9 protein-coding genes are annotated in these 12,575 nt (G+C 39.4%); 6 read left to right on the forward strand and 3 right to left on the reverse strand.

Annotated features, from left to right (window positions below):
• Positions 1–88: 88 nt before the first annotated feature.
• Both MR062_RS15860 and MR062_RS15865 read right to left on the reverse strand, forming a co-directional pair.
• Entirely contained in the window at positions 89–1,267 is a 1,179-nt protein-coding gene (locus tag MR062_RS15860; protein ID WP_242206048.1) for a hypothetical protein, read from the reverse strand.
• Between the two features lie 526 nt (positions 1,268–1,793).
• Entirely contained in the window at positions 1,794–2,657 is an 864-nt protein-coding gene (locus MR062_RS15865) for a hydroxymethylglutaryl-CoA lyase (RefSeq protein ID WP_242206050.1), read from the reverse strand.
• Between the two features lie 97 nt (positions 2,658–2,754).
• Between MR062_RS15865 and MR062_RS15870 the strand changes: the two genes are divergently transcribed.
• Entirely contained in the window at positions 2,755–3,648 is an 894-nt protein-coding gene (locus MR062_RS15870) for a spondin domain-containing protein (protein ID WP_242206053.1), read from the forward strand.
• On the opposite strand, the gene MR062_RS15875 is transcribed toward MR062_RS15870, so the two are convergent.
• Positions 3,634–4,665 (reverse strand): quinone-dependent dihydroorotate dehydrogenase, encoded by a 1,032-nt coding sequence (locus MR062_RS15875; RefSeq protein ID WP_242206055.1) that lies wholly within the window; start codon positions 4,663–4,665, stop codon positions 3,634–3,636. The two genes, MR062_RS15870 and MR062_RS15875, sit on opposite strands and share 15 nt — an antisense overlap.
• A gap of 281 nt (positions 4,666–4,946) precedes the next feature.
• Here MR062_RS15875 and pepT point away from each other — a divergent pair, with 281 nt between their 5' ends.
• The 5 genes from pepT (at position 4,947) to MR062_RS15900 (ending at position 12,356) form a co-directional block, all read left to right on the forward strand.
• Positions 4,947–6,197, forward strand: coding sequence for a peptidase T (pepT, locus tag MR062_RS15880; protein ID WP_242206056.1), 1,251 nt, complete (start codon positions 4,947–4,949; stop codon positions 6,195–6,197).
• A 6-nt stretch (positions 6,198–6,203) separates the two neighbouring features.
• Positions 6,204–7,736 carry a sulfatase gene (locus tag MR062_RS15885; RefSeq protein ID WP_242206058.1) on the forward strand — a complete coding sequence of 511 codons (1,533 nt, stop codon included), beginning with the start codon at positions 6,204–6,206 and terminating at the stop codon, positions 7,734–7,736.
• Between the two features lie 262 nt (positions 7,737–7,998).
• A complete protein-coding gene (locus MR062_RS15890) occupies positions 7,999–8,598 on the forward strand; it encodes a YdeI/OmpD-associated family protein (RefSeq protein WP_242206060.1) in 600 nt (199 codons plus the stop codon).
• Between the two features lie 364 nt (positions 8,599–8,962).
• Positions 8,963–11,920 (forward strand): HYR domain-containing protein, encoded by a 2,958-nt coding sequence (locus MR062_RS15895; RefSeq protein ID WP_242206062.1) that lies wholly within the window; start codon positions 8,963–8,965, stop codon positions 11,918–11,920.
• Position 11,921: 1 nt separating this feature from the next.
• A complete protein-coding gene (locus MR062_RS15900) occupies positions 11,922–12,356 on the forward strand; it encodes a T9SS type A sorting domain-containing protein (protein WP_242206064.1) in 435 nt (144 codons plus the stop codon).
• The last annotated feature ends 219 nt before the right edge of the window (positions 12,357–12,575 follow it).

Consider the following 12,575-nt stretch of genomic DNA (forward strand, 5'->3'; position numbering starts at 1 on the left):
ATTCTTATAAACAACTAAATGCAAACAGCCAAGGCAGGACATTAAATATCCTACCTTAGCCTTGTTAACACTTAATGTATCTCTTGTCTTAGAACCATACACCGATTCCAAAATTAAGTCTATCATCTACATTATCACCAGATAATGCATTATCTCTAAATTGGTAATCTCCTTTCAAAACAACTCCTGGTGCTATATGGTAGCTAAGCCCTGTTGTAATATCTGTTCTATTGTAAGCATCATTTCTGGTTAAACTTCCAGCGGTATCTGCATGGGTATCATATTGTTCATATCTCAAAAATGCAAATAGGCGTTGTTGCTTTCCTTGAGGCAATAAATTGTAAGCACCTTCTAAATACCAACCTTGTAAAGCACTTCCTAAATCTTTTCCAGTGGCTGTATTATATGCTTCAGTATCACTTAAACTTGCATAAATAAACTGTCCGCGAGCAGTAAAACGTTGGTAGGCATAACGTGCATCTAAACCTACCATAGAAACCCCAACGTTAGCACCTTCAAGTTCTTCTATATCATCTTCGGCTTGTGTTTTTCCTGTATATCCAGCAAGACCTAAACGTAAGCCTGGTAAACCGTAATAATCTAATTTCAAGGATAATGTTGGGCTATCTACTGTAGACTTAATAGCTTTTTGACGACCGCCACGTAAACCGTTAGATCCTTTTAAAAAACCGCTTAATCCTCCTGCACCATCAGAAGTTGTCGACTTAAAACCATTAAATACATAAGCCTGGTACCCCAAAGATAGGTCATTAAACCTACCCGTTACCCCAACACCTATTTCTCTCCATGTTGTTGGAATAATTACATTATCTACCGCTGGACGCTCTACGCCATTAAATGTTGTAGGTTCATGAAACTCATTAACAATCCCCATTGGCACTAACATTAAACCTCCTCGAAGACTCACATTAGACCCTACGGCATAGTTAACAAAGGCTTGCTCTACAAAAACTTCCTCTACGTGCTCTAGCTCCAATTCTGTAACAAATTGGGTCTTGTCGTTAAACTTATATCCAAAAAGCAACACCAAACGTTGTACATCCAATTCACCGTTTTGTGACTCTGGCTGATTATAAGTTAGTTCCCCATAAGCTCCAACAGTAACTGCCTTGCCATAATTCCCTGATAAAAGACGTTGGGCAGCATTAATTTGTTTTTGTGGATCGAATGTTATAGAATCCTGTATTGTTTGCGCATAAGTAATAGAAACAGCAAAAATTGTAAAAAGTAAAGTTAATTTTCTCATGGTTTGATTAAAATTTTATCTTTATTTAGATTTAATATAAATAATAATTGATTTGAAGCCGCAAAGATAAAACACATAATTACTTAAGCAAAGTTTATTTAGATTAAATTTAAATAAACTTTTTAAAAAACACATATCACTCTTATTTACAGTATTTTACACCCTTAAAAATTAATGGTAAAAATTAAATATTTTAGAAGCTTCATTATAAGCACTCTCAAAACTGAAGCTTTAAATGTGCTTTTTTTTTGCCACGAATTCACAAATGTTTTTAATGAAAGGGGGTTGATCACCAAAAACTTGCTAACCCAAAATTGATACTCTCGGTGCCCTTTGTGATCTTCTGTACGCTGTGTTTATATTGAAATATATGGCTGCATAGAAGCGCAAAGCTCCCCAAAGTAAATTTAATTTTGTTGGCGACTTTTACTGAATGATTAAAATAGTTGAGAATTCGTGACTTTAAAATTTTAGTCCCTAAATACACTAAAGTGCATGGTTTTAATTCTTTTTTGAACCAATAAAATCAATGATAAAAATTAAATATTTTAGAAGCTTCATTATAAGCACTCTCAAAACTAAGTGCATTGAGGGTGTTATTTTTGTTAGAAGTAAAGTAAGATAATAACTTTTCGGAAGGCATATTACCCGTAAGTTCGTCTTTTGCCATAGGGCAACCACCAAACCCCTGTATGGCACCATCAAAACGGTTACAACCAGCCTTGTAAGCAGCATCTATTTTCTCAAACCAACTGGAGGGCGTGGTATGCAAATGGGCTCCAAATTCAATATTGGGATATAAAGGAATTAAGTTTGAAAACAAGTACGCTATAATTTCGGGTGTAGACGTTCCTACAGTATCGCTTAGTGACAATATATTTACCCCCATATTAGCTAGTTTTTCTGTCCACTCCCCTACTATCTCAACATTCCATGGGTCTCCATACGGATTTCCAAAGCCCATAGAAATATATACCACCACTTGCTTGTTATGCTTATTGGCTATTTCTAAAATTTCTGAAAGTACTACTACCGATTGCGCTATGGTTTTATGGGTATTACGCATTTGAAAGTTTTCGGATATAGAAAACGGATAGCCCAAATAATCTATCGCTTGATGCATACAAGCATCATTAGCCCCTCTTGTATTGGCTATAATGGCTAAAAGCTTACTTGTTGTTTTGCTTAAATCGAGTTGCGATAACACCGCTGCCGTATCTGCCATTTGCGGTATGGCCTTAGGCGACACAAAACTTCCAAAATCAATAGTATCAAAACCCACACGTAACAAAGACTGGATATACTGCACCTTTTTTTCGGTAGGTATAAACTGCTTTATTCCTTGCATGGCATCGCGCGGACATTCAATGATTTTAACTGGTTTGGTCATATGCTGTTTAAATCGTGATAAAAATAGCACTATTTTTTGTAAGACCTAAGCTTTATTACCGACATAAAAGCTTTACCTTAAAAATGTAGCATTTTATATGTTAAGAGTCATTTTTATTTTGCCTTTACTTTGCCTTTACTCAATCGTTTATGGGCAAAGCACGGCAATTTATGATGTTACCTTTACAAGTATTTGGAATGCTACCGACCACACTTCCATTCCCAATAATGCACATTGGTCCGATTTAGTTGGCGCCACACACAACACTGCAAATGAATTTTTGGAACTAGGCCAGCTCGCTAGCGATGGGATTAAAAATGTTGCCGAATTAGGTTCCAATACCAATTTTCAAAATGAAGTTAACAATGCCATTGATTCCTACAGGGCAAACCAATGGTTACAACAGTCTTTTTCACTACACGCAGCAATTAGTTCGGCTACCCTTACCAATGTTCAAGTTAATGAAAGCTACCCCTTGCTAACACTTGTTTCTATGGTAGCGCCAAGTCCAGATTGGTTTATTGCGATAAACAGCTTAAACTTAAGAACTGAAGATAACACCAATTGGAAACCTTCATTTTCAATGGATGTTTATGCTTATGATGCTGGAACGGACGATGGCATCGATTATACATCGGACAATATAGCAAGCAATCCGCCTGTTGGTATTTATAAAATCAATGGGACTCCCTTTAACGGCAACGTTATTGGTTCGCTTACGGTAACATTACAATCTGTTTTGAACGTCGACAAATCCAATTTTGAAACCCTTTCCATTTATCCTAATCCAACCCATGGTGAAATAGTTATTTCTAACCCCAAAAAGATCCAGTTAAAAACCATAGAAGTCTATAATGTCCTTGGTGAATTAATTAAATGCATTAAGGCTACCCAACCTATAAACCTTTACCAATCCCCAAAAGGTATTTATTTTGTGCGATTAAAAGCAGATAATGATCAACACAAAACACTAAAATTAGTGCTCCAATAATGCTTTATTGATAGCCTTAACCAGAGAAGGCCCTTCATAAATAAACCCGGTATACACCTGTACCAAATCGGCACCAGCTTCAATTTTTTCTAGGGCATCTTTTGCCGAATGTATACCCCCAACACCAATTATTGGAAAGGCTTTATTGCTCTTTTCAGACAGATATTGTATTACTTGAGTACTTTTCGCTTTAATAGGTTGCCCGCTTAACCCACCATTGCCAATAGCTTCTAGTTGTGCTTTTGAAGCCTTTAAACCGGTTCGGTCTGTAGAGGTATTACTTGCGATCACACCATCTAATTTGGTGCTTGTTACCAATTCAATAATTTCATCTAACTGACCATTATTCAAGTCTGGTGCTATTTTAAGAAGAATAGGTTTTTGCTTTTCAAAATTTGAATTGGCCTTTTGCACCTCACCAATAAGCTCTTCCAAATAATCCTTATCATTTAATTTGGCATGGCTTCCCACATTGGGGCAACTCACATTAAGCACAAAATAGTCTACATAAGGGTGCAGGGCATTAAAACATGCTAAATAATCCTTGGTATAGTCTTCGGGTTTGGTTGTTGTATTTTTACCAATGTTGCCTCCAATAATCAATTGCCCTTTGTTTTTCTTTAACTGGGCAATAGCAGCTTCCACACCTTCATTATTAAATCCCATACGGTTAATAATGCCTTGGTCTGCCTTTAGCCTAAACAATCGTTTTTTTGGATTTCCAGATTGTCCTTTAGGGGTTACGGTACCTATTTCAATAAAACCAAATCCAAAATTAGCCAACTCATTATACAACACGGCATTTTTATCAAAGCCCGCTGCCAGTCCTACTGGATTTTTAAAGGTTAATCCGAAGAGATGACGTTCCAACCGCTTGTCATTCACCACATACAAGCTTCTAAAAAGTGCTTTAAATCCTGGGATTTTAGAAGTGAATTGTATTAATGAAAAGGTGAAATGATGGATTTTTTCTGGGTCGAACGCAAAGAAAAAAGGGCGAAGTAACAGTTTATACATTCCGTATTATTTGTGCAAAAGTACATATTTTTTTTCATTTGAAATACCCATTGACATTAAGTTGCAAACCCAACCAAAATCGAAGGTGCACGAACTCCTATCTTCAAAATAAAAACATGTGAGCATTATGATAGTTTGGACATTGCACCTGCCTGCCGGCAAAGGCAGGGTTTTAACCTTTAACTAAATAATAAAAAAACCATCCAGTTAAAAGCCACAAAAATTAATAATTGTAACTTTATCCCAATAAAAGCTATTCCAAATACAATTAACACTTAAGTATGATTTCCAAAGAACACATTATAAAACGTTTTGTGGGTTATGCTACAATAGATACGCAATCCGACCCCAATTCCAACACCACTCCAAGCACCGAAAAACAATGGGATCTGGCCCATAAATTGGCCAAGGAACTCAAAGCCATAGGCATGACAGAAGTTACTATAGACGACAATGCCTATATTATGGCCACCTTGCCAAGTAATGTAACTCATGAGGTCCCAACCATTGGGTTTATCTCCCATTTTGACACCTCTCCAGATTTTACGGGAACTAACGTTAAACCTCAAATTTTTGAAAATTATCATGGGGGCGACATTTTATTAAATAAAGAAGAAAACATTGTATTATCGCCCGATTATTTCGATGATTTAAAACAGTACATAGGACAAACACTTATTACTACCGATGGTACAACGCTATTAGGCGCCGATGATAAAGCAGGCATCTGCGAGATTGTTTCGGCTATGGAATATTTAATCAATCACCCCGAAATTAAGCACGGTAAAATTAGGGTAGGTTTTACACCCGATGAGGAAATAGGTCGTGGTGCCCATAAATTTGATGTTGAAAAATTTGGTGCCGAATGGGCCTATACCATGGACGGTAGTCAAATTGGTGAACTCGAATACGAAAACTTTAATGCCGCCAGTGCCGTAGTAACCGTTAAAGGTAAAATTGTTCACCCCGGGTATGCCAAAGGTAAAATGGTGAATTCCATGTATATTGCTACCGAATTTATTAACTCCTTACCAAAAATGGAAACCCCAGAACATACCGATGGCTATCAAGGTTTTTTCCATTTACATAGCATGAAGGGCGAAGTAGAACAAACGGTACTCGAATATATTATTCGCGATCACGACAAAGGGCATTTCGAAGCGCGAAAAGAAGTGATGCTCAAATTAACCAACGAGCTGAATTCACAATATGGTCGTGAGGTTATTGTTTCCGAAATAAAAGATCAGTATTACAACATGCGCGAAAAAGTAGAACCCGTTATGCATATTGTTGATATTGCCGAGGAAGCCATGAATGAATTAAACATTGAACCCCTTATAAAGGCTATTCGCGGGGGTACCGATGGCTCCCAACTGAGTTACATGGGACTACCCTGCCCCAATATTTTTGCTGGAGGCCACAATTTCCATGGGCGTTACGAATACGTTCCAGTTGAAAGTATGATAAAAGCCACCCAAGTGATTTGTAAAATAGCAGAATTAACAGCCGAAAAACATGCTTCTAAAAATTAAAACCGAATGGCCAAAGCAATTCTTAGCCTTAAAGCAATTGGGTTACTATCAAGGTCGCTTTATGTAACACTCCGTTTAGATAGGATCGTTATTTTTTTACCACTCTTATTGGCGTCATGTCATAAGGAGAACAAAACGCCTGTACCTAAGCCCAACATTGTTTTTATAGCAGTAGACGACCTTCGTCCCGACCTAGGCTGCTATGGCAACCCTATAGCACAATCGCCAAACCTTGACAAGCTAGCTGCAGAAGGCTTTTTATTTCAAAATCATTTTGTTAATGTCCCTACCTGTGGAGCTTCCAGACATGCTTTACTCACTGGTATGAGACCAACCACAAAAGCCCATTTGGATAACGATATTACATCGCATGTCCTTTCTAACCAACCAGAAACCGACATCCCAGAGACCTTTATCCATCAACTAAAAAGAAACGGTTACCATACTGTTGGCATTGGTAAGATTAGCCATTCGGCAGATGGCCTAGTCTATGGTTATACCGAGCAACCTTCCAATAAAAGGGAACTTCCCTATAGTTGGGATGAATTACTTTTTAACCCCGGAAAATGGAAAACCGGCTGGAATGCTTTCTTTGGTTATGCCAATGGGGAAAACAGACAAAGCTTGAACAGACAGGTTACACCTTATGAAAAAGGAAAAGTTAGCGATACTGGCTATGTCGATGGGCTAACTACGCAACTAGCCATTGACAAATTAAAAGAACTCAAAAACCATAAAAAACCATTCTTCCTAGGTGTTGGCTTATTCAAGCCCCATTTGCCCTTTACAGCCCCCGAAAAATATTGGAATCTATATGATAGAGCAACCATTCCCGTTTCTCCAAACCCCATGGTTCCCACCAATGTTAACCTAAAAAGTTTACACGATAGCGGTGAATTAAACGGTTATAAACTAGGGGAAGAAAAGCCATCACTGTCCCAAATGGCCTCAGAGCCATATGCTAAAAAACTAAAACATGCCTACTATGCCTGTATTAGTTATACCGACAGCCAAATCGGAAGGATAGTAGATCAAATAAAATCCCTTGGACTCGATGATAACACGATTATAGTGGTATGGGGCGACCACGGCTGGCATTTGGGAGACCAACAGGTATGGGGTAAACACACCATTTTTGAAAATGCCTTACGAAGTACTTTAATTATAAAAACACCCCATAATACCCATCCAAAACCAGTTTCCTCTATTGTGGAGACCGTCGATATCTACCCAAGCTTGCTGGATTTGTGCGATATAGCTATTAAGCACCCTATTGATGGCGAAAGCTTTACCAATTTGTTTACTAGCGATGTCCCGAACACTGGCAACGAGGTGGCCTACAGTTATTTTAGGAATGGTATTTCAGTAAGAACGGAACGTTACCGGCTTACCAAATACTTTAGGACTGAAGAACCCACTATAGAACTGTACGATCACCAAACCGATCCTTTGGAAAGCAAAAACCTTGCTTCTGAATTTCCTGATATTGTAAACAAGCTTATGCCTATACTGGACAAAGGGGATACAGGCTTGTATTAATGATATAACGATGCTTAGTTTAAATAAACGTGAATAATGTTTAAGAGTCCAAATTATCGAGAAGTATTTCAAAAACTAAAATATACAACGGGTCAATTATTTTTAATTATAAGTGCGTCACTGCGAGAAAACGATATGTAATTTCGTTTTCGTGGCAGCCGGTTAGTTCTATTGATGAGATTGCTTCATCACTCGTGCCTCACTTCTCGCAATGACATCTCTTTTTTTAATATTTTTATTGCTTTTAAACCTGTAGTCAATCATGCAAAAAGTAACAACTGTCGAAGCATACATTGAAACCCACCATCACTATCGTGAAGCATTAACGCTTTTACGTGATATTATTAACACAACCGAGTTGGAAGAAACCATAAAATGGAATGCGCCCGTTTATACCCTTAACGGGAAAAATGTTTTGGGCATAAGCGCCTTTAAAAACCATTTTGGCATTTGGTTTTTTAATGGTGTGTTTTTAAAAGATGAACAGCAGGTATTGCTAAATGCCCAAGAAGGAAAAACCAAAGCCATGCGGCAAATGCGCTTTAATACCATTGATGAGATCGATAAAAATCTTGTTTTAGCTTATGTAAAGGAAGCCATTGAAAACCAAAAATTAGGTAAAGTATTAAAACCCGAAATAAAAAGTAACGCCATTACATTACCAGCCGAGCTAAAACAACTTTTAGACAAAAACACCAATTTATATAAGGCCTTTAACACTTTAACCCCATACAAGCAACGGGAATTCTGTGAATACATTACAACGGCAAAACGCGAGGCCACCAAACAAGCCCGATTGGAAAAAATTAAGCCATTAATCTTAAAAGGTATAGGTTTAAACGATAAGTATAAAAATAGCTAATTGCTGTATTATAAGCATCCCCGTTGTGCATTTTGGCTCAATATGTTTACGAAATGTCAGTTCGAGTGTCCCGACGCTTACTGTCGGGACGTATCGAGAACTATTTCAAAGACTAAAATTCTCACCTGCCTGCCGGTAGGCAGATTGACAGAATTTTATCAAAATGCACAACAGGCTAAAAATATATAATTCTAGTTAACCAACTCACCAAACCTTCTAAATACTGCACTTCAATAGTTTTAGACAAACTACCTATAAAAGCCGACTATAATGTCTTAATTTTAATACACACATTGTCTAAGTTTACAAAGTTTTCGTTAAATTTACCTATTAAAACATTTGGCTAACATTTAACAACAACTTCATGAAAAAAATTACAATTCACTTACATCATGTAATAATGCTCATGGCCTTGCTTTTAGGCGCCATAGGGCATGCCCAAACCACAGTAACCAAGTATTTTACCGGCCCTACCCAAGAGATAGACGGCTGTGGAGGCGCCTACTGTGCCGATGTTGGCAGTGTTAATTTTAGTGCCAGTGATTTTCCAACAGGTGCCGTAATAACCGATGTTAATGTAACAATTACTTGGCAAAAAACGGGAGGGACCTGTTCTTCTCCTACATCAGACAACCCAAATAATGTAGAAATAAGCTTTCGAATGGATGCAGTCGATATTAGTCAAGACCTGGTTTTAGCGCCACAGGTCACATGGTCCGGTGAGACCCAAGGTGGTGTAGTAACTACAGTATTTGATGACTCTGCCGCAACTGTGCCATCTGGCACCCCAACATCTGGGACCTTTAAACCTGCTGGACTTATTACTTTAGCTAACAGCTTTAATGGTGAAACTCCTGTTGGCACCTGGCAATTAAAAGCAGGTGATACTGCCTCAAACAATAATGCCCTTTGTGTCTATAACTTTTCGGTTAGCATAACGGCCAATGTACCGCCCACCGCGGTATGTTCCAATTATACAGCATATTTAGACATTGCCGGGGAAACTACAATTACCCCCCAAGATGTTGATGGAGGATCTAGTGACACAGAAGGCCCCGTCTCATTATCCCTAGATACAGACACCTTCGATTGCAGTAATCTGGGTGACAATACTGTAACCCTTACTGTAACCGATTTTGCTGGTGCCACCGATACCTGTACAGCTACGGTAACGGTTGTGGACAATATGCCCCCAGAAGTGATATGTCCTAACGACACCACCGTAAATGTAGATCCCGGCTCCTGTACCTATACGGCCAGCGCATCCGATTTTGTTCCGGGTTGGGTAGACAATTGTAACACGATCACGCTTACCAATAACATTAACGGACAAAGCAATTTAAACAATGTGGCATTCAACAAAGGAGATACTGTAGTGACCTGGACAGCAAAAGATGCCTCCGGCAATAGCGATTCATGCTCGGTTACAGTAACGGTTGTGGCTAATGCACTTGAAATTACAAATGCTTATCCAAGCAATATCTGTTTTGGGGGAGCAGCCAATTCTGGTAGTATTTACCTGGAATGGAATGGAGATGCCGAAACTATAACGGTGACTTCGGGAGGATCATCCAATTCCTATAATTCGAATCTGGGAGATGGCAATCTTACCATTGGATCATTGACTGCTGGCACTTACCACATCGAAATCCAAGATTTCTGCGGACAGACCGTCTCTACCGATGTAGAAGTGCTACAACTTGATGAACTAGCCATTACCACTGCCTTCCCTAACAACATTTGCTTTGGGGGAGCTGCTAACTCCGGTAGCATTGACCTGGCATGGAACGGCGAAGCAGAAAATATCGCCGTGTCCTTCACTGGAGGTAACTGGACCTATGGAACTGGTCTGGAAAATGGACAGTTGAAGATAGAACCTTTGACCGCCGGAACCTACCACATCGAAATACTGGACGTCTGCGGAAAGACCGTCTCTACCGATGTAGAAGTGCTACAACTTGATGAACTAGCCATTACCACTGCCTTCCCTAACAACATTTGCTTTGGGGGAGCTGCTAACTCCGGTAGCATTGACCTGGCATGGAACGGCGAAGCAGAAAATATCGCCGTGTCCTTCACTGGAGGCAATTGGACCTACGGAACTGGTCTGGAAAGCAGACAGTTGAAGATAGAGCCTTTGACCGCCGGAACCTACCATATCGAAATATTGGACGTTTGCGGAAAGACCGTTTTTACAGATGTAGAAGTGGTTCAACTTGATGAGCTGGCCATTGCCTCTGTATCCCCCAATAATATCTGTTATGGTGGCGCTGCCAACTCGGGTAGCATTGACCTGGAATGGTTAGGGGAAGCTGAAAATATCTCCGTATCGTTCTCTAGTGGCAACTGGACCTATGGAACCGGACTGGAAAGCGGACAATTGAAAATAGAGCCTTTAACCGTCGGAACTTACCACATCGAGATACTGGACGTCTGCGGACAGACCGTCTCTACAGACGTAGATGTTGTACAGCTTGATGAACTGGCCATTACCACTGCCCTCCCAAGTAACATCTGCTTTGGGGGTGCTGCCGACTCGGGTAGCATCTATCTGGAATGGAATGGTGAAGCTCAAACTGTAACCGTTACTTCTAGTGGTTATTCTAATTCATACAATTCAAATCTGGGAGATGGCAATCTAACCATCGGATCTCTTACTGCCAGGACCTACCACATTGAAATCCTGGACGTCTGCGGACAAACCGTCTCTACCGATGTAGAAGTAGCCCAAATTGATGAATTGGCCATTACCAGTGCCACCCCGAACAACATCTGCTTTGGGGCAGCGGCCAACTCCGGCAGCATTGATCTGGAATGGAACGGCGAAGCAGAAAATATCTCCGTGTCCTTCACTGGAGGCAACTGGACCTACGGAACTGGTCTGGAAAGCGGACAGCTGAACATAATGCCATTGAACGCTGGCTCCTACCATATTGAAATACTGGATGTTTGCGGAAAGTCCGTTACTACAGACGTGGAGGTTTTACAAATGGGCTCTACGCTTATTTGCCCAACCAATGCAATGAGAGGTCATGATACCAATTCTTGTGATTATCAAGTACAAGGCACTGAATTTGACCCTACTTTCGGCAACAATTGCGGAATAGCTTCAATTATAAATGACTTCAACAATTCAAGCTCGCTTAATGGCGCTGTTGTATCTAATGGAACAACCATCAATTGGACTATTTCCTATAATGATGGAAACTCAGAAAACTGCAGCTTTACTATCACCGTTGAAGATAATGAACCTCCAATCGCCGTTTGTAAAGACGCTACCATTTATTTAGATCAGCGGTACGGCAACCGTTACCAAAGATGATATGGATGATGGCAGTTATGACCTTTGTAGTTCTAACTTAATCTTCGCTTTTTCACCCTCTAGCTTTAACAGTTCTAACCTTGGCCCCAATACGGTAACCATGTTTGTGGCCGATGAAAATGGCAACAGTGATACCTGTACAGCAACGATTACCGTGGAAGAAGCCCTTGCTACAGACGATATTAACCCAGAATTGGAAGGCGTGTTAATTTACCCCAACCCAGCCACCGATATCGTTACCATTAAAAACGCAAAACAACAGGCTTTAAAAACAGCCAAACTGTATGATATTAGAGGTAGATTAGTGAAAGAAGAAGACCTATCTAACATGGGCGCAACCATAGACCTTAATGTTTCGACTTTAGATAAAGCCATTTATCTCTTAATGGTTCATGGAGAATTAGGCTCCAAACAGTTTAGGTTAGTTGTAAACTAATTTAAACCAGAAATTTACTCAACAAAACCGAACAATCGAGGTTAAAACATTAAAGCCAATGTCCTTTGGGATATTGGCTTTAATGTTTAATAAGGTAATATCTCACTAAGTGTGTAAAGTTAAAAATATCGAGGGTTGCAACCCTCGATATTTTTTTTGTTTAATTTTAAATTTTATACACTTATGAAGAAAGAAGATTTTCTACACGATGATTTTTTA

The organism is Aestuariivivens insulae (assembly GCF_022662195.1).
GTDB lineage: Bacteria > Bacteroidota > Bacteroidia > Flavobacteriales > Flavobacteriaceae > Aestuariivivens > Aestuariivivens insulae.